The sequence below is a fragment of the Lentzea albida genome, assembly GCF_900111005.1.
GTDB lineage: Bacteria > Actinomycetota > Actinomycetes > Mycobacteriales > Pseudonocardiaceae > Lentzea > Lentzea albida.
In genome coordinates, this window is the sequence record NZ_FOFV01000001.1 from 1,017,992 (window position 1) to 1,036,521 (window position 18,530).

General features: G+C 70.5%; 12 protein-coding genes. 9 read left to right on the forward strand and 3 right to left on the reverse strand.

Annotation, left to right across the window (positions count from 1 at the left end):
• The first annotated feature begins 48 nt into the window (after nucleotides 1-48).
• The 5 genes from BMY74_RS05000 (at nucleotide 49) to BMY74_RS05020 (ending at nucleotide 5,914) form a co-directional block, all read left to right on the forward strand.
• Nucleotides 49-1,350, forward strand: a complete 1,302-nt coding sequence (locus BMY74_RS05000) for an MFS transporter (protein ID WP_089909927.1) — start codon at nucleotides 49-51, stop codon at nucleotides 1,348-1,350.
• 73 nt (nucleotides 1,351-1,423) lie between these two features.
• Nucleotides 1,424-3,880 (forward strand): nitrite reductase large subunit NirB, encoded by a 2,457-nt coding sequence (nirB, locus tag BMY74_RS05005; protein ID WP_089909930.1) that lies wholly within the window; start codon nucleotides 1,424-1,426, stop codon nucleotides 3,878-3,880.
• Nucleotides 3,877-4,188 (forward strand): nitrite reductase small subunit NirD, encoded by a 312-nt coding sequence (nirD, locus tag BMY74_RS05010; protein WP_089909933.1) that lies wholly within the window; start codon nucleotides 3,877-3,879, stop codon nucleotides 4,186-4,188. Before nirB ends, nirD begins: the two co-directional genes overlap by 4 nt.
• On the forward strand, nucleotides 4,185-5,276 hold the full coding sequence (locus tag BMY74_RS05015; RefSeq protein WP_089909936.1) for a uroporphyrinogen-III synthase: 1,092 nt from the start codon (nucleotides 4,185-4,187) through the stop codon (nucleotides 5,274-5,276). Before nirD ends, BMY74_RS05015 begins: the two co-directional genes overlap by 4 nt.
• Complete coding sequence (locus BMY74_RS05020) at nucleotides 5,273-5,914, forward strand: sirohydrochlorin chelatase (protein ID WP_089909939.1); 642 nt, start codon at nucleotides 5,273-5,275, stop codon at nucleotides 5,912-5,914. The genes BMY74_RS05015 and BMY74_RS05020 overlap by 4 nt, the downstream gene beginning before the upstream one ends.
• Before the next feature lie 617 nt (nucleotides 5,915-6,531).
• On the opposite strand, the gene BMY74_RS05025 is transcribed toward BMY74_RS05020, so the two are convergent.
• Nucleotides 6,532-6,858, reverse strand: a complete 327-nt coding sequence (locus BMY74_RS05025; protein ID WP_089909942.1) for an MGMT family protein — start codon at nucleotides 6,856-6,858, stop codon at nucleotides 6,532-6,534.
• Between the two features lie 639 nt (nucleotides 6,859-7,497).
• On the opposite strand from BMY74_RS05025, the gene BMY74_RS05030 reads away from it, so the two are divergent.
• Nucleotides 7,498-9,510, forward strand: coding sequence for a putative bifunctional diguanylate cyclase/phosphodiesterase (locus BMY74_RS05030; protein WP_245785889.1), 2,013 nt, complete (start codon nucleotides 7,498-7,500; stop codon nucleotides 9,508-9,510).
• A gap of 45 nt (nucleotides 9,511-9,555) precedes the next feature.
• Here BMY74_RS05030 and BMY74_RS05035 read toward each other — a convergent pair whose 3' ends face one another.
• On the reverse strand, nucleotides 9,556-10,557 hold the full coding sequence (locus BMY74_RS05035; RefSeq protein ID WP_089909948.1) for an alpha/beta hydrolase: 1,002 nt from the start codon (nucleotides 10,555-10,557) through the stop codon (nucleotides 9,556-9,558).
• Nucleotides 10,558-10,574: 17 nt separating this feature from the next.
• A complete protein-coding gene (locus BMY74_RS05040) occupies nucleotides 10,575-11,888 on the reverse strand; it encodes a cytochrome P450 (RefSeq protein WP_089910562.1) in 1,314 nt (437 codons plus the stop codon).
• A gap of 164 nt (nucleotides 11,889-12,052) precedes the next feature.
• Between BMY74_RS05040 and BMY74_RS05045 the strand changes: the two genes are divergently transcribed.
• The 3 genes from BMY74_RS05045 (at nucleotide 12,053) to BMY74_RS05055 (ending at nucleotide 18,464) form a co-directional block, all read left to right on the forward strand.
• Complete coding sequence (locus BMY74_RS05045) at nucleotides 12,053-12,868, forward strand: SAM-dependent methyltransferase (RefSeq protein ID WP_089909950.1); 816 nt, start codon at nucleotides 12,053-12,055, stop codon at nucleotides 12,866-12,868.
• A 220-nt stretch (nucleotides 12,869-13,088) separates the two neighbouring features.
• Nucleotides 13,089-15,092, forward strand: coding sequence for a putative bifunctional diguanylate cyclase/phosphodiesterase (locus BMY74_RS05050; protein ID WP_245785890.1), 2,004 nt, complete (start codon nucleotides 13,089-13,091; stop codon nucleotides 15,090-15,092).
• A gap of 234 nt (nucleotides 15,093-15,326) precedes the next feature.
• Nucleotides 15,327-18,464, forward strand: a complete 3,138-nt coding sequence (locus BMY74_RS05055) for an ATP-dependent helicase (protein WP_089909956.1) — start codon at nucleotides 15,327-15,329, stop codon at nucleotides 18,462-18,464.
• Nucleotides 18,465-18,530 lie beyond the last annotated feature (66 nt).

Below are 18,530 nucleotides of genomic sequence, written 5' to 3' on the forward strand. Positions count from 1 at the left end.
CGGTTCCTAGGTTTTGCCGCAGTCGCCGAACCCTTGTGGAGGACTTTCATGAGCTGGATCGACCACTGGGAACCGGAGAAGCCCGAGTTCTGGGAGTCGACGGGCAAGCGGATCGCCCGCAAGAACCTCGCGCTCAGCATCTTCGCGGAGAACCTCGGGTTCAGCGTGTGGGTGCTGATGAGCATCGTGGTGGTGAGCCTGAGCTCGGTCGGGTTCGCCTTCAGCGTCGGCCAGCAGTTCTGGCTGCTGATCGTGCCGAACCTGGTCGGCGCCGTGCTGCGGGTGCCGTACACGTTCGCCGTGCCGCGCTTCGGTGGGCGGTTGTGGACGACGATCAGCGCCGGGTTGCTGCTGATCCCGTGCGCGATGCTCGCCTACGCCGTCTCCACGCCGGGCACGCCGTTCTGGTTCTTCCTGCTCACGTCGGCCGCGATGGGCCTCGGCGGCGGCAACTTCTCGTCCTCGATGGCGAACATCTCGTTCTTCTACCCGGAGGGCAAGAAGGGCCTGGCGCTCGGCATGAACGCGGCCGGCGGCAACCTCGGCGTCGCCGTCACGCAGCTCATCGTGCCGTTCGTGATCACCCTCGGCACCGGGATCCACCTCGCCTACGCGGCGCTGATCTGGATGCCGTTCATCGTGCTCGCGACCGCGCTCGCCTGGTTCTTCATGGACAGCCTCACGCAGGCCAAGCCCGACGGGCAGTCGTACCGGCTGGCGCTGTCGAACCAGCACACGTGGGTGATGTCGTTCCTGTACATCGGCACGTTCGGGTCGTTCATCGGGTACTCGTTCGCGTTCCCGTCGCTGATCAAGCTGAGCTTCGTCGACTACAAGGGCTGGGTGGCGCTCGCGTTCCTCGGCGCGCTGATCGGGTCGATCGCCCGCCCGTTCGGCGGCTGGCTGGCCGACCGGGTCGGTGGTGCGAAGGTCACGCTCTGGACGTTCCTCGGGCTCGCCGCCGGCACACTCGGCGTGATCGTCAGCGTGGACACCCGGAACTTCGCGCTGTTCTTCGGTTCCTTCATCGCGCTGTTCGTGCTGGCGGGCGTGGGCAACGGCTCCACGTACCGGATGATCCCGGCGATCTTCCGCACCCAGTCCGAGGACGACAAGTCCGCCAAGCGCCAGGCCGCCGCCGTGGTCGGCATCGCAGGAGCGATCGGCGCGGCCGGAGGCGTGCTGGTGAACCTGGTCTTCAAGTTCTCGCTGGAGGGCTCGAAGACCCTGACGCCCGCGCTGACCGCGATCCTCGTGTTCTACGCGCTCTGCCTCGGTACGACCTGGTGGTTCTACCTGAGGCGCACCGTGTTCGCCGCTCGTCCATCGCTCGCCTACGCAGGCGTTTAACACCGCGGACACGCGGCTGACCCAGGCACGACACACCGCCCGGTGACGATGCCGGGCGGAAGGAGGGGTTCCGATGACTCGAACGCTCGTCGTGATCGGCTACGGCATGGTCGGCCACCGGCTCACCGACCTCCTGCGCGACTCCGGGTGGCGGATCGTGGTGTTCGGCGAGGAGTCCCGCCCCGCCTACGACCGCGTCGCACTCTCGTCCTATGTGGACACGTGGAGTTCCGCCGACCTCGAACTGCCCGCGCTGACCGGGTGTGAGCTCCGCCTTGGCGAGAAGGTCGTGTCCGTGGACCGCGACCGCCGGGTCGTGGTCGGTGCCTCCGGCGTCGAGGTGACGTACGACGCGCTGGTGCTGGCCACGGGATCGGTGCCGTTCGTGCCCCCGGTCCCCGGCCGCGACCTGCCCGGCTGCCACGTCTACCGGACCATCGACGACCTCGACGAGATCCGGGCGACGGTCGAGGCGGCCTCACGTCCCGGCCGGAAGTCCGGCATGGTGCTCGGCGGCGGCCTGCTGGGGCTGGAGGCGGCCAACGCGTTGCGCGGCATGGGCGTCTCGCCGCACGTCGTCGAGCTCGCACCGCGGCTGATGCCCATCCAGGTCGACGAGGGCGGCGCCGGGCTGCTGAAGCGGCTGGTCGAGAAGCTCGACCTGACCGTGCACACCGGCACCTCCGCCTCCTCGATCGAACGCGACGGGTCGCGGTTGATCGCGAAGCTGGCGTCCGGACTCGAGCTCGACCTCGACGTGGTGGTGTTCAGCGCCGGCATCCGGCCGCGCACCGAGCTGGACCTCGGGCTCCCGCTCGGGCCACGCGGTGGGTACCTGGTCGACGAGGCCTGCCGGACGTCCGATCCGCACGTGTTCGCGATCGGCGAGTGCGCCGCGGTCGAGGGCGTGACGTACGGGCTCGTCGCTCCCGGCTACTCGATGGCCGAGGTGGTCGCGGACCAGCTCGCCGGTGGTGCGCGGGTGTTCCCGGGCGCCGACGTGTCCACCAAGCTGAAGCTGCTCGGGGTGGACGTGGCGTCGTTCGGCGACGCGCACGCCACCACCGAGGGCGCCTTGGAAGTGGTCGTGAACAACGCCGTCGCGGGCACCTACAGCAAGCTCGTGGTGTCGGACGACGCCCGGATCCTGCTGGGCGGTGTGCTCGTCGGCGACGCATCCTCGTACCTGTCGCTGCGGCCGTTGGTGGGCAAGGAGGTTCCCGCCGCCCTGCTGCAGCCCGGCGGTGCCGTGGACGTGGAAATGCCCGCTGACGCGCAGGTCTGCTCGTGTCTCGCGGTGACCAAGCAGACGATCACGGACGCGATCGTGTCCGGCGTGGCCTGCGACGTGGCCGAGCTGAAGGCGTGCACCAAGGCCGGCACGGGCTGCGGCTCGTGCGTGCCGATGCTGAAGAAGCTGCTGACGGAGTGCGGTGTCGAGCAGTCCAAGGCGTTGTGCGAGCACTTCACGCACTCCCGCGCGGAGCTGTTCGAGATCGTCCGGGCGACCCGCATCACGACGTTCTCCGCGCTCGTGGAGAAGCACGGCACCGGACGCGGCTGCGACATCTGCAAGCCCGCGGTGGCCTCGATCCTGGCGTCGCTCGGCAACGGGCACATCCTCGGCGCGGAGCAGGTGTCGTTGCAGGACACCAACGACAGGTTCCTGGCGAACCTGCAGCGCAACGGCACGTACTCGGTCGTGCCGCGCATCCCCGGCGGTGAGATCACGCCGGAGAAGCTGATCGTCATCGGTGAGGTGGCCCGCGACTACGGGCTCTACACGAAGATCACCGGTGGTCAGCGCATCGACCTGTTCGGCGCGACCGTCGACCAGCTGCCCGAGATCTGGCGCCGGCTCGTCGACGCCGGGTTCGAGTCCGGCCACGCGTACGGCAAGTCGTTGCGCACGGTGAAGTCCTGCGTCGGCACGACCTGGTGCCGTTACGGCGTGCAGGACTCCGTCGGCCTGGCGATCGAGCTGGAGCTGCGCTACCGGGGGCTGCGGTCACCGCACAAGCTCAAGTCGGCGGTGTCCGGTTGTGCGCGCGAGTGCGCCGAGGCGCGCAGCAAGGACTTCGGCATCATCGCCACCGAGAACGGCTGGAACCTCTACGTGGCCGGCAACGGCGGCTTCACCCCGCGTCACGCCGACCTGCTCGTGTCCGATGTGGACACCGAACAGCTGATCCGGGTGATCGACCGGTTCCTGATGTTCTACATCCGCACGGCCGACCGCCTGCAGCGCACCGCGGCGTGGCTGGAGGGGCTCGACGGCGGGCTCGACCACCTGCGCGAGGTCGTCGTGGACGACAAGCTCGGCATCTGCGCCGACCTGGAGGCCGCGATGGAGTCGCACGTCTCCGACTACGCCGACGAGTGGCGCGGTGTGCTGGAGGACCCGGAGAAGCTGGCGCGGTTCACGTCGTTCGTGAACGCGCCCGGCACCCCCGACCCCACGATCTCGTTCCGCGCTGAACGCGGTCAGCGCGTCCCCGTCTCCCTGGGCATCCCGGAGGTCGTCAGGTGATCGTCTGTGACTTCGACGTGTTGAGGCCGGAGCAGGGCGTCGCGGCGTTGCTGCCCGACGGCTCGCAGGTGGCGGTGTTCCTGACCGCCGACGGCTCGGTGCACGCGCTGGACAACATCGACCCGTTCAGCGGGGCGGCCGTGCTGTCGCGCGGCATAGTGGGCGACCGCGGCGGCGTTCCCGTGGTGGTGTCCCCGGTCTACAAGCAGGCGTTCGAGCTGGCGACCGGCAAGTGCCTGGACCAGCCGGACGTCGCCGTCACCGTGCACGGCGTGCGCGTGCGCGACGGTGTCGTGGAGCTGACGTGACGGGCCCGCTGGCGGGCTTCACCATCGGCGTCACCGCGGCCCGCCGCGCGGACGAGCTCATCGCGTTGCTGGAACGCAAGGGCGCCGCCGTCCTGCACGGCCCGGCCCTGCGGATCGTGCCGCTGCCCGACGACGCCACCCTGCACGCGGCGACGCTGGAGCTCGTGTCGTCCCCGGTCGACGTGGTCGTCGCCACGACCGCGATCGGCTTCCGCGGCTGGTTCGAGGCGGCCGAGGGGTGGGGACTCGCCTCGCGGCTGCACCGCGCGCTGGAAGGTGCGGTGGTCTTGCCACGCGGCCCCAAGGCGAAGGGCGCGGTGCGGGCGGCGGGGTTGACGGAGACCTGGTCGCCCTCGTCGGAGTCGAACGCCGAGCTGTTGCAGTACCTGCTGCGGATGGGCGTGTCCGGCAAGCGCGTGGCCGTTCAGCTGCACGGCGAACCGTTGCCGGACTTCGTGAACACCCTCGCCGCCGCCGGAGCCGATGTCGTCGAGATCCCCGTCTACCGGTGGGAGCCGCCTGCCGATCTCGGCCCGTTGCAGCGGTTGATCGACGCCGTGGTGGCCGGGCAGGTGGATGCCCTGACCTTCACGTCGGCGCCGGCGGCTGCCTCCGTGCTGCGGACCGCGCCGGATCACAGTGCGCTGGTGTCCTGCCTGAGGCGGGATGTCCTGGTGGTCGGGGTCGGAGCGATCACCGCCGGACCGTTGGTGGCGGCCGGGATCCCCGTGGTGCAGCCCGCCCGGTCGCGGATCGGGTCGATGGTGCGGGAGTTGGCCCTGGAGCTGCCTTCCCGTGCGCTGCGGTTGCGGATCGCCTCGCGGGACATGGAGATGCGGGCTCAGGCCGTGCTGATCGACGGCGAGCTCCGTCCTGTGGCTCCGGCTCCCATGGCCGTGTTGCGGACTTTGGTGGCCGCTCGCGGCCGGGTGGTGTCGCGGCAGGACCTGTTGGCCGCCTTGCCCTCCGGTGGGGAGGAGCACGCCGTCGAGACCGCTATCGGACGGCTGCGGACCGCCTTGGGGTCGCCGCAGATGGTGTGCACCGTGGTGAAGCGCGGGTACCGATTGGCGATGGAGCCCGTATGAAACTGGTGCTGGCGTTCCACGGGACGCGCGATCCCCGTGGTCTCGAGGTGTGTTCCGCGATCGCGTCCATGGTCGCTGCTTCGGTCGACGTGCCTGTCGACGTGGCCTACGCCGACGTGGTGCAGCCGGACGTGCGGTCCGTTGTGGACGGACCTTGTGTGGTGGTGCCGGTGTTCCTCGCCGCCGGCTATCACGTTCGAGTGGACATTCCCGCGCAGATCGGTGATCGCGACGGAGTGGTGCTGACGCCGCCCTTGGGGCTGGACGCGGTACCGGCCGTGCTCGACCGGCTGCGCGAGGCAGGTGTCCGCCGCGGTGACGCAGTAGTGCTTGCCGCGGCGGGATCTTCTGACGCGCGGGCGTTGGCGACCGTGCGGAGGGCGGCGGCTCTGGTGGGAGCCTCCGCCGTGGGGTACGTGGCCACCGCGACGCCCCGCGTGGCCGATGTCGTGGGTGCCTTGCGGGGGCGCCGGGTGGCCGTGGCCTCGTGGCTCCTGGCACCGGGGGCATTCCACGGGGTGCTGGCCGGGTGCGGCGCGGACGTCGTGTCCGAACCGGTCGGGGCACATCCTCTGGTGGTCGAGGCTTTGTTGCGCAGGTACTACGAGGCTCTCCGGGTGTTGCACCGGTCAGCTTGAGCCTCGGTGGTCGAGTTTCGCTCGCGGGTCGGGCTTGTGTGCGGGTCGGCCGCGGTTCCAGCGGGGTTGGTCGCGTTTGGTTGGGCGGGTCGCGTTGCGTGGCCTGGTTGCGCGGGTCTTGACGATTTTGGGGTGCGATTGGGGCTTGACCTTGAGCCTCTGGCGGGGTGCTGGGACGGCCGGAAAGGGCCGGGCTGAAAAGCGCCCGGCCGTGCCCAGAGGGGTAGCACCCCACCCCTCAAGGTAAAGCCCCAATCGCCAGTGCGGGTGTGCACCGCCTCTGAGAGCCCGAAAGGTCCAGACGGCTCGCTTCGCATCGCCACGCCAGGCTGCGTGCGTGGTTGGCCTTGTGCGGGTGGGCGCCGGTTGGCACCGCGCGCCTGGCCTGCGTGCGTGGTCGCCCTGCGAGGGCGACTGCGGTTGGTACCGCGCGCCTGGCCTGCGTGCGGGTCGCTTTGCGTGGCGAGTGCGGTTGGTACCGCGCGCCTGGCCTGCGTGCGGGTCGCTTTGCGTGGCGAGTGCGGTTGGTACCGCGTGCCGGGCCTGCGTGCGCGGTCGCCCTGCGAGGGCGAGTGCGGTCGTCACCGCTCCCTGTTCGCCCCGCCCGCGTCCCCGCGCTACCAGAGGCCCGGCGGCTCGGCCGGCTCCTCCTTGCGGGCGTCCTCCCAGCGGTAGTCCCGGAGGTTCACCTTGCCATCGAGGTTGGGCACGCCCTCCTCGTGCAGCATCTGGAGCTGCGTGTCGCGCAGGTGCGGCGCGCAGGTGCCGTCGGCCTTCAGAACTCGTTGCCACGGCAGGTCGTGGCCGTCCTCGTTGAGGATGCGGCCCACCAGGCGTGGCGACGGGGCCTTGGCGAGGTCCGCGATGTCGCCGTAGGTGGCGACTCGTCCGCGGGGGATGGCCTTGATGAGTTCACGGACTCGCTCGTGGATCTCCTCGTCCATCTCGCGAGTCTAGCCAGACGGTGCTCGGCCGCGGGGGAGGAGCGGGCGCTGCATCGGCCGCGTGGGTGCCGGTCTCCGTCGGGACGGGCGTCTCCTCGGCGATCGTGACCGCGAGCCGCCGCAGGTGGTCGTCGATGACGCGGATCTGGCCGGGGTGCCACCGCGCAGCCAGCGGAGCAGCAGCACGAGCCATCGTCGGGGCATGGGTTTCAAATCCGTTCGGGAGAGCTCGGACCGCTGCGGGACAGGAACTTCGTGAGTCGGCGAAGGACTCGTCACGAAGGCGGGCCGGTTGGGGACGGACCACCTCAGAGTCCGTTTGGGACGAGACGACAGTGCCTGAACGGGTGGATCGGCGTCACTCCGATGGTGCAGCGCGGTGGCTGAGCAACCGGACCTGCGGACTTCGCCGGCGAGGCGGCCCTGAGCGTGTTCTTGTACGCTTGCATTGGTCGTACGGACTGAAACCACGCTGTAGTGTCGGAGGATCACACGGTTGGCGCAATGGGTGTCGACCGCCGGTAGGTAAACTCCCGGACACTCTCCAACCCATACAGGGCAACGGGAATGACGAAACCGAGCCGAAGACCCGATGCCGCTCCACCCGCGGACACCGCCGCCGTCCGCGCGCGAGAAGCCTTGTCGCGCAAGTGGAGCTACCTGCTCAGCAGCGTAGTGGTGGTCGCGCTGAGCAGGGACGAGCTGGACGCCGAACTGGGCGCCCAGCTCGACGCGTTGTGCGCGGCGCTGCACCACGAGCCGTTCGACCCTGCCCCTTTCGAGGCGGTCGGTGAACGGCTCGTCGCTCTGGGTCACGTGAATGAGCCGGGCCTCAAGCGCACGGTCGACGTGCTCGGAAAGGGCTTGCTCGGGCTGGCCGAGTTCCGCTCGAACGACCAGCACACGGTGCGCGTCGTCGGCGGTATCGGGGCTCTGGCGTGCGGTTTCACCGCGGCGCGGGCGCGTTCGATCCTGGACCAGCAGGAGAGCATGCAGCGCTCGCTGCTCAAGGCCGCCCACGACGCGCAACGGGACCGGCGGCAGAGCGAGGCGAAGTTCGAAGGCATCGCGTCCTCGTCCACGAATGGCGTGCTGATCGTCGGTCTCGACGGCCGGCTCGCCTGGAGCAACGAGTCGATCCGCGCGATCGTCGGCCGCGAGCCGGAACCGGGCACGCGGCTGGTCGAGCTCATCGCGCCGACCTCGATCGTCGTGTTCCGCGAGATGATGGAACGAGTCCTCTCCGAGCGCGGCGAGTTCGAACGCGAGCCGATGCAGCTGGTGCGCGGCGACGGCGACTTCGCCAAGGTCACGCTCACCGCGTCCCTGCTGCGCGACGACGACGGCAAGGCGAGCCACGTCCTCGTGATGGCGGACGACGACACGGAACTCGCGCTGCTGCAAGGAGAACTGCGCCGCCAGTCACTGCACGACGTGCTGACCGGCCTGCCGAACAGGCAGTTCTTCACCACGCACCTCGAGACCGTGCTGCGCAGGGCGGACCCCGAGTTCGGCGTGACGCTCTTCCACCTCGACCTCGACGCGTTCGGCCTGGTGTGCAACAGCCTGGGCGCACGGGTCGGCGAACACCTGCTCCAGCACGTCGCCCGCAGGCTCAGGGCCGTGATGTCCCACGAGAAGGCCATGGTCGCCCGGTTCGACGGCGACGAGTTCGGCATCGTCGTCGAGAACACGTCGCTGACACCGGACGTCGCGACCACGATGGCGAGCATCAACGCGGACCTGGGCGAACCGACCTATGTGGACGATCACGGCCTCGCGGTCTCGGTGAGCGCGGGCGTCGTGCACAAACCGGCCCCCGACGTGGACCCGGTGGAACTGCTGCGCACCGCGGACATGGCCCTGCGCCAGGCGAAACGCGACCGCCGGGGCCAGTGGGAACTGTTCCACACCAACGAGGACTCCGCCGGCCGCCGGGACGCGGCACTGGCCGTCGTCATGCCGGGCGCCTGGGAACAGGGTGACATCGGCGTCGTCTACCGCCCGGTGCGGGAACTGGCGACCGGAGCCCTCGCGGGCGTGGAAGCCCTGCTGCACTGGGAACTCTCCGACCGCTGCGCCGCGCTGGCCGACGAGAGCGGCCTGATCCTGCCGATGGGCGAGTGGCTCATCAGGATCGCCGCGGGCCAAGCGCAGTGGTGGCGCCAGCGGGGTGAGATGGACCAGCAGTTCGGCATCCGCCTGACCCACCACCAGTCGACCGACGCGGACCTCGTGTCCCGGGTGGCGCAGGTGCTGGAGGAGACGGCGATGCCCGCCGCCAGGCTGACCCTGACCATGCCGGTGGGCGTCCTGGGCGTGGCCGACGCGGCCGACAACCTGGGCACCCTCGCCGACATGGGCGTCCGCATCGCGCTGGACGACTTCGGCCTCGGCCCGCGGGACCTGGCTTGGCTCTCCGAACTGCCGATCGTGTCCGTGCTCGTGCCGACGGACCTGGTGAAGCGCCAGGACCCCCGTTCGGCCGCGCTCATCCCGGCCGTGCACGAACTCGGCGTGAACCTCTGCGTCGACGGCATCGAGACCGCGCAGCAGGCGGCGTGGTGGCAGGAGAGGGGCGCCGACCTGGCGATCGGCCCCCTCTACGGCACGCCGCGCGACGCGGGCGAGTTCCTGCGCAAGCTCAGCTGAGAGAACGCCTGTGGCGCCTCGGGCGAGGCGCCACCCGTTCGCCCGCTAGAAGCCGCGCTGCCACCCGACGACCGCCGCGTGGTACTGGTTCGCGGTCCGCGTGTCGAAGTTGAACACGTGCCCGTACCCGTTGACGACGAACCCGTCCACACGAGGAGCCTTGGGGTAGAACGGCTTCTCCGACCGGACCAGCGCGTCCGCGGACGAGCAGTCGGCTCCGAGGGGCGGGGTGCCGCAGAAGTAGTCCGCCGACGTCTGGACGGTCATCACCGGTACGTTGATCAGCGCGCTGACGGGCAGGACCAGGTTCGACATCAACGTCGTCGTGACGAACTCGCCCGCCGAGACGACGTCCTTCGTGGCCTCGTCGAGGTTGATCACATCGGGGATGTTCGGCCCCGGCGCGTGGAACATGGTGTAGCGCGTGCCCGGCACCGTCGTCAGGTAGCCGACGTCGAGGCCGCGCAGGCTGAGCTTGGAGTCGAGCGGCGCGGGGATCAGGTTCGTCAGCGCGGGCACGGCCCGGACGTAGTCCCACTGGTGCGTCATCCCGGTGACCAGCACGCCGTCGACGTCGCGGTAGGTGCCGGCCTCCGCCATCGCGATGGCCGAGCCGATGGAATGCCCGCCCACCAACACCTTCGAGAACCGCGGCCGCAGGTTCTGGATGACCTGGTGCACGGCCTGGGCCTGGTTCGGCACGTCGACGAGGATGCTGAGCGGCTTCGAGCTCTTGCCGGAACCGATGCGGTCCACCGTCATCGTGGCGATGCCCGCGCTGTTCATGGCCTTGGTGACGGAACGGGTCCCGCCGTCCACCGGGATGTCCCAGTAGCCACTCGTGTACGTGCCGCCGGGGACGAGCACCTGGACGGTCCTGGCTCCCTGCGGGACGCAGAGCCTGCCGTACATCGTCTGCCGGATGAGCCCGAACTGAACGGGGGTGTAGACGTCCTCGCAGGTGGTCGGAGCGGCGGCGTTCGCGGGCGTGGGAACCGGCAGGAACGCTGCGAGCAGCACGGCGGCACAGAGCCGACGGAAACGCATGGGGGAACAACCTCCAGCTAGCGGGGGACGACCTTCATCATCAGGTCGTGGGGGTAGGCCGCGTTCGTGAACGTGGTGCGCACGGGCCGGTCGGGGACCAGCCGGTGGCGCGAGCAGACCGTCGCCACGACGATGGCGATCTCGGTCAGGGCGAAGTGGTTGCCGATGCACTGGTGGATGCCGCCGCCGAACGGGACGAACGCGCCCTTGGGCAGCTGCTTCGCGCGTTCGGGCAGCCAGCGGTCCGGGTCGAACCGCTCGGGGTCCGGGAAGTGCGCCGGGTCGTGGTGCACGGTGTGCGGGCTGACGATCACCTCGGTGCCCGGAGGCAGGACGGCGTCGCCGAGCCGCACCTCCTCGGCGGTGCGGCGCATGACGAGCCAGAGCGGGTACTTGCGCAGGACCTCCTGCGCGACACGGCCGATGTACGTCAGCCTCGGCACGTCGTCGACGGTGACCTGACGGCCCGCCAGCACCTCGTCGACCTCCGCCAGCACCCGTCGTTCGACCTCGGGGTCGGCGGCGATCTCGTGGAAGATCCAGGCGAGCGCGAGCGCGGTGGTCTCGATGCCCGCGGTCAGCAGCGTCACGACCTCGTCGAAGACCTGCTCGTCGGTCATCGGTTCGCCGGTCTCGGGATCCCTGGCCTGCAACAGGGTCGACAGCAGGTCGCCGTGGTCGGTGTCGTCGCCGCGGCGGCTCTCGACGACCTCGTGCACGATCGCGCGCATCCGGGCGATGGCCTCGTCGAACTCGCGGTTCGCGGGGATCGGCAGCTTCTCGACGAACCCCGGCGACAGCGCGCGCAGGATGCCGTTCTTGATGATCACGAACACCGAGCGGCGGGCCTCGGCGATCGCCTTCTGGCCGATCTCGGTGGAGAACAACGACTCGCCGACGATCGAGACGGCGAGGCCCTGCATGTCGGCCTCCAGCTGCCGCACCTCGCCGGGCCGCCAGCTCCCGGCGAGGTCGAGGGTCGCGCGGACCATCGTGGTCGCGTAGCCCGCGATCCGGTCCCGGTGGAACGCCGGCTGCATCATCCGGCGCTGGCGCAGGTGGAACGCGCCGCTGGAGACCGCCAGCCCGTTGCCGACGAACGCGCGGAACTTGTCGTACATCCGGCCTTTGTGGAACTTCGGCGCGTCCGTGACCAGCACCTGGTGCGTCAAACGGGCGCTGGCGACGAAATAGGCGCGCATCGGGCCGAGGTGGACTTCGACGAGTTCGCCCCGGTCCCGTAAATTCCCGGTGAAAGCGAATCTTTTCCTGAGCATCGGTAACGAATGCCCGAGAAATGGCAGCCGGCCGGGCGCCACCGGGACGGACATCATCGCTCCTCGTGAGCCGGAAAGAGACCGCGCCACCCTATGAGTCGTTCGGGCGACCGTAACAGTGCCCGATCGGGTGGTGCGCGTTCACACTAGCGGCGTAGTCGAGCGCGCTTTGTGCATGACTAAGCTAGTGTGTCCGCAACCTGAAGAGGTGGGTCGTCGTGTCCGACGGGCAGAACTGGATTCCGCAGAGCGTCGATGTTTCCGTGCCCAGTGCGGCGCGCGTGTACGACTACCTCCTCGGGGGCGCGCACAACTTCGCGGTCGACCGCCTGATGGGCGACAAGGCCGAGGAGATGATGCCGAACTCGCGCAACGCGGCCAGGCTGAACAGGGCGTTCCTGCGGCGTGCCGTGCGGTTCATGACCGATCAGGGCGTGCGCCAGTTCCTCGACATCGGTTCCGGCATCCCGACCGTGGCGAACGTGCACGAGGTCGCGCAGGACGAGGCGCCCGAGTGCCGGGTCGTGTACGTCGACCGCGATCCCGTCGCGGTGGCACACGGTGAGCTCATCGTCGCGGGCAACGACCGCGTCGGCGTGCTGCAGGCCGACATGCGCGACCCCGAGAGCATCCTGGCCAGCGGCGAGGTGAACCGGCTGCTCGACTTCGACCAGCCGATCGGGCTGCTGATGCTGTTCATGGTCCACTGGGTGCCGGACGAGGCGGACCCGCAGGGGCTGCTCAAGCGCTACCGCGAGGCGTTGCCGAGCGGGAGCTACCTCGCGATCTCGCACATGGCGGGCGACCACGTGAACGAGGACGCCAGGTCCGTGACGGACCGGATGTCGAAGTCGGGCGGTGGTGACGTCACCTATCGGGACCGCGCCGAACTCGAGTCGTTCTTCGGTGATTTCGAACTGGTCGAACCCGGTCTTGTCAAGTTCGCCGAATGGCGTCCGACAGGCCCCGGTGACATCTCGGACGACCCGGCTGTGAACAAGATCGCGTTCGCGGGTGTCGGTCGAAAGCCATAGGAGTTGTCGATAGGGTGAAGTCGATTCACGCTGCCGGTTGAGGTGGGATCGACTGTGCGTGGGTAAGCTCCCTGTCCTCAGAGCCGATGTGAGGCTGCCCCGAATGTCCAACCCGAGTCGAATACCCGGCGCATCGCCTTCGCCTCAGGACAATGCGCGGGCGCGGGACACACTTGCCCGGAAATGGTCGTATCGCCTGCTCGGAGCAGTCGCGATTCCGATGGGGCGAGAGGATCTGGACGCGGAACTGGGCGTCCGGCTGGACGCGTTGTGCTCGATGCTGCACGCGGAGCCGTTCGCCACGGCCCCGATCGAGGCGGCGGGCGCGGACTTCGCGACACTCGGTCACCTCGGCAGGCTCGGCCTGCGCTGCACCGCGGAGGTGCTCGGCAAGGGCCTGCTCGCGCTGCCGGAGTTCCAGCCGCTGCAGAAGTACGCCGAACGGATCGCGCTCGCCCTGGGCGCGCTCGGCGCCGGCTTCACCGCCGCCAACGCCGAGTCGGTGCTCGCGCAGCAGGAGAGCATGCAGAGGTCGCTGCTCAAGGCCGTGCGCGACGCGAACTGGAACCTGAAGGAGAGCGAGGCCCGCTTCAACGAGGTCGTGACGTCGTCCACCAACGGCGTGCTGATCGTCGACCTCGAAGGCCGCCTGCTGCAGGTGAACGCGGCCATCGGCCAGATCCTCGGCCGCACCCCGGAGGAGCTCACCGGCACACCCCTGCTCGACCTGATCGAGCCCTCCTTCACCGAGATGCTGCGGGAGGCGCTGACCGACCTCGCCGCGGGTGCCACGGACCGGGCCCAGCAGTCGCAGCGGCTGCGGCGCGACGACGGCGAGTCCGCGCGGGTGACGCTCACGGTGTCGTTGCTGCGCGGCGCTGACGACAAGCCGATGCACTTCGTCGTGGTGGTAGAGGACGGCACCGAGCTCGAGCTGCTGCAGAGCGAGCTCCAGCGGCAGGCGCTGCACGACCCGCTGACCGGCCTGCCGAACCGCCAGTTCTTCACCACCCAGCTGGAGATCGCGCTGCGCAAGGCCGATCCCGAGCACGGCATCACCGTCTTCCACCTCGACCTCGACGCGTTCGGCATGCTGCGCGACACGTTCGGCGGCCGGGTCGTCGAACGGTACCTGCAGCACGTCGCGGGCAGGCTGAAAGCGTTGCTGGCGGGCGAGAAGGTCATGATCGCGCGCTTCGGCGGAGACGAGTTCGGCGTCCTCGTGGAGAACTCGGCGACCACGCCCGGCATCGACACGATCATGAAGAGCATCAACGAGGACCTGATGTCCGAGCCGACCTTCGTGGACGGCCACGGGCTCGCGGCGTCGATGAGCGCGGGCGTCGTGCACCGGCCGCCAAGCGGTGTGGAACCGCTCGACGTGCTGCGCTCGGCGGAGAGGTCGTTGCGGCGCGCCAAGAAGGGCAGGCGCGGCCAGTGGGAGCTGTTCCACGCCGGCCAGGACGCCGAGGAACGCCGCGACGACGCGCTGGCCGTGGCGATGCCGGCCGCGTGGGAGGACGGCGAGATCACCGTGCGGTACCGGCCCGTCGTCCGGCTGTCCAGCGGTGAGGTCACCGGCGTCGAGGCCGAGTTGCACTGGGACAGGCCGGATTCCGGTGAGCTGGACCACGACCGGTGCGCGGGCCTCGCCGAGCAGACCGGGCTCATCCTGCCGCTCGGCGGGTGGCTGCTGAAGGTCGCGGGCGGCCAGGCGACGTGGTGGCGGCAGCGCGGCCAGTTCGACCTGCCACTGGCCGTGCGGCTCACCGCGCACCAGGCGTCCGACGCGGACCTGGTCTCGCGGGTGGTGGCGGTGCTCGACGAGATCGGCGTGCCCGCGGAGAAGCTGATGATCAGCGTCCCCGGCGGCGTGCTGGTGCTGGCCGACGCGGTGGACAACCTCGCGGTCCTGACCCGCATGGGCGTGCTGACGGCGATCGACGACTTCGGCATGGGACCGCTGGACTTCGGCCTGCTCGCGTCCGACGTGCCGGTGCGCGCCGTGCGGGTCGCCCGCGAGCTGGTGGCGTCGCGATCCCTTTACGTGGCGGCGTTGTTGCCGTTGCTGCGGGAGCGGGGCGTGCGGATCGCCGTCGAGGGCATCGACAGCGCCGAGCAGGCGTCGTGGTGGCGCGTCGCGGGCGCGGACTTCGCGACCGGTGACCACTTCGGGAAGGCGCGCACGCCGGGGGACTTCCTGCAGGCGTTGGAACCCCGGTGACCGGGCGGGGCCGGGGTCGCGTCCGGCCCACCGGCGCGGACCGTCCGCTCCGGAACTGATCACCGCATCACCGCGGCGACGTACGGTCGACCGCCCCACCGGTCCGGGGCGGCGGTGGGGTCTGGGGCCCCGCCTGGCTGGCGGTGATGTGCGTTCACGGCCCTGACCAGCGCCGACCCGCGTGCCGCGGCGGCCCGGAACGATCTTGTCGGTGCCGCGTGGTGCAATCGGTGCGTGGCACTTCCACCCCAGCTGGTCCGCCGGAAGCCGGAGACGCGCCCGCGTCCCCGGTGGGACGCCGCTGCCCAGCGGGTCTTCGAGCACGAGGGCTTCGTCCGCGTGCTCGGCGGCCCCGGCACCGGCAAGACGACGCTGCTCGCCGAACTGGCCGCGCACGTCGTGCTGGAGGGCGGGGCCGACCCGGAGAACGTGCTCGTGCTGACGGCGAACCGGCGCGCGTCGGTGGCGTTGCGCGCGCAGATCACGTCGTTGCTGACGGGGCACCTGTCGGCGATCCGCGAGCCGTTGGTGCGGACCGTGCACTCCTACGCGTTCGCGGTGCTGCGCAACCAGGCGGTGCTGCTGGGCGAGCCGCCACCGCGGCTGTTGTCCGGGCCGGATCAGGACGCGATGGTGCGCGAGCTGCTGGCCGGTGACGTCGAGATGGGCGCGGTGAAGTGGCCGGAGAGGCTGCGGCCCGCCCTGGAGCTGCCGGGCTTCGCGCACGAGCTGCGGGATCTGCTGCTGCGGGCGGCGGAACGCGGTCTCGGGCCGGAGGACCTGGTCGAGCTCGGCGAGCGGCACGGGCGTGACGAGTGGGTGGCGGCCGGGCGGTTCGGGGCGCAGTACGAGGCCGTGAACCTGTTGTCGGGCATGGACTCCGCGACGGCGTACGCCCCGGCCTACGACGCGGCGGAACTGGTGTCCTCGGCCTACGCGGCGTTCGTCAACGACGAGGACCTGCTGTTCGCCGAACGGCGGCGGGTGCGGTACCTGCTGGTCGACGACGCGCAGCACCTCGACCCGATGCAGTACTCGCTGGTCCGCACGCTCGGGTCCGGTGCCGCGCGGTTCGTCCTGGCGGGCGACCCTGACCAGGCGATCTTCACGTTCCGCGGCGCCGATCCGGAGATCCTGCGGGACGCCGGCGGCGAGACGGTGGTGCTGCGGCAGTCACACCGCATGATGCCGGAGATCCGGGACGCGGTGGCGCGGCTCGCGGCCCGGCTGCCCGGCGCCTCTCCCGCGCGCGTGGTGGACCCGGTCGACGGCGAGGGGTCCGTGCAGGTGCGGTTGCTCGCGTCGTCCGCGCAGGAGGCGACGTGGGTCGCGGACCAGTTGCGGCGCTCGCACCTGGCCGACGAGGTGCCGTGGTCGCGGATGGCCGTGGTGGTGCGGTCGGCGACGTTGTCCCTGCCCGTGCTGCAACGGGCTCTGCTCGCCGCGGGCATCCCGGTGTCCGTCTCGTCGGACGAGCTGCCGCTGGCACAGCAGCCCGCCGTGCGTCCGTTGCTCGCCCTGGTTCGCGCGGCCGCCGTGCCGGGCTCGTTGGACGAGGACACGGCGGCCATGCTGCTGTCCTCTTCGTACGGTGGCGCGGATCCGCTGGCGCTGCGGCGGTTGCGGCGGGGGCTCCGGCGGCTGGAGATGGCCGCCGGGGGTGACAGGCCGAGCGGTGAACTGCTGGTCGAGGTCGTCGAGACGGCGGACAGGCTGGCGGCGCTGGAGGACGCGGAGTCGTTGCCCGCGCGCCGGATCGGCCGCCTGCTGTCGCTGGCGCGCAAGGCGATCGAGGCCGGGAAGTCCGTCGAGGTCGTGCTGTGGGACCTGTGGACGGAGTCGGGCCTGCAGGAGCGCTGGGTCGGGCAGTCGGCCCGCCGTGGGATGCCCGGCATGCAGGCGGACCGCGACCTCGACGCGATCGTGGCGCTGTTCGAGGCCGCGGCGAAGTACGTCGACAGGCTGCCGGGGTCCGGTGTGGCCGGGTTCGCGGACTACCTGGAGTCCCAGCGGATCGTGGGCGACACGCTGGCCGCGTCGGCCCCGACCGGTGAGGCGGTGTCGGTGCTGACGGCGCACTCGGCGGCCGGGCGCGAGTGGGAGGTCGTCGCCGTGCCGGGCGTGCAGGAGGGCAGCTGGCCCGACCTGCGGCTGCGCGGCACGGTCCTGGGCGTGGAACGCATGGTGGACGTGCTGGCCGGGCTGGAGCCCTCGGTGTCGGCGGTGGCGCCCATTCTGGCCGAGGAACGCCGGCTGCTGCTGGTCGCGGCGTCGCGGGCGCGGTCGAAGCTGCTGATCAGCGCCGTGCGGGGCGAGGACGAGCAGCCGTCGCGCTTCCTCGACGAGATCGAGTCGTCCGCCGAGGACGAGCGCAAGCTGCACCGGCCGCAGCGCGGTCTGGTGCTCGGTGAGCTCGTCGGCGAGCTGCGCCGGGTGGTGTGCTCGGACTCCGAGGACCCGGACCGCCGGTCGCGGGCCGCCGTCCAGCTGGCGCGGCTGGCCGAGGCGGGCGTGCCCGGTGCACACCCGGAGTCCTGGTACGGCCTGGCCGAGGTGTCCGTCGACGCTCCACTGTGGACCGAAGACCAGAAGGTCAGCGTGACGCCGTCGACCATCGAGGTGATCACGAAGTGCCCGCTGCGCTGGGTCGTCGAGCGGCACGGCGGGCAGGACCCGGCGGAGCTCGCCTCGGTGACGGGCACCCTCGTGCACGCGCTGGCGCAGGCAGCCGCCTCGGGAGCCGATTCCGCGCAGCTGCGGGTGAAGCTCGACGAGGCGTGGGCCGCGGTCGACGCCGGAGCGCCGTGGTTCTCCCGCCGCGAACGGATGCGCGTGGAGAAGATGCTCGACACGTTCCTCGCGTGGCTGACGATGAGCCGCGGCCAGCTCACCCAGGTCGCGGTCGAGGAGGAGATGGTCGTCGAGGTCCCCAAGCGCGACGGAGGCCCGTGGCTCCAGGTCAGGGGCCGCGTCGACCGCCTCGAACGCGACGAGGACGGCCGCCCGATCGTGATCGACCTCAAGACCGGCAAGAGCCCGGTGTCGAAGGAGTCGGCGCAGGAACACCCGCAGCTGGCCGTCTACCAGCTCGCGTCGTCCCTGGGCGGCTTCACCCACATCGGACTGGGATCGGAGCCGGGCGGTGCCCGCCTGCTCTACGTGGCGAAGGAGGACAAGAAGACAGGAGCCGTCGAACGCACCCAGGCGCCCCTGGACGAACAGGGCGTGCAGGCGTGGCTGGAGGTCGTGCAGGGCGCCGCGGAGTCGGTGCTCGGCCCCGAGTACACGGCGCGCGAGAACGCGGACTGCGACCGGTGCCCGGCGCGCACGACGTGCCCGGTCCACCCGTCCGGGCGGCAGGTCAGCGAGTAAGTACTGTTGACCTGCGTGTTTCTCGCGTTGGAACTGTCGGCGAACACACCGTCCCGGGTGGTGCGG

Coding starts and splice junctions, on each gene's coding strand:
- BMY74_RS05000 (WP_089909927.1), top strand. CDS start 49: ATGAGCTGGATCGACCACTGGGAACCGGAGAAGCCCGAGTTCTGGGAG.
- BMY74_RS05035 (WP_089909948.1), bottom strand. CDS start 10,557: ATGCGTTTCCGTCGGCTCTGTGCCGCCGTGCTGCTCGCAGCGTTCCTG.
- BMY74_RS05050 (WP_245785890.1), top strand. CDS start 13,089: ATGGGGCGAGAGGATCTGGACGCGGAACTGGGCGTCCGGCTGGACGCG.
- BMY74_RS05025 (WP_089909942.1), bottom strand. CDS start 6,858: ATGGACGAGGAGATCCACGAGCGAGTCCGTGAACTCATCAAGGCCATC.
- BMY74_RS05040 (WP_089910562.1), bottom strand. CDS start 11,888: ATGTCCGTCCCGGTGGCGCCCGGCCGGCTGCCATTTCTCGGGCATTCG.
- BMY74_RS05020 (WP_089909939.1), top strand. CDS start 5,273: ATGAAACTGGTGCTGGCGTTCCACGGGACGCGCGATCCCCGTGGTCTC.
- nirB (WP_089909930.1), top strand. CDS start 1,424: ATGACTCGAACGCTCGTCGTGATCGGCTACGGCATGGTCGGCCACCGG.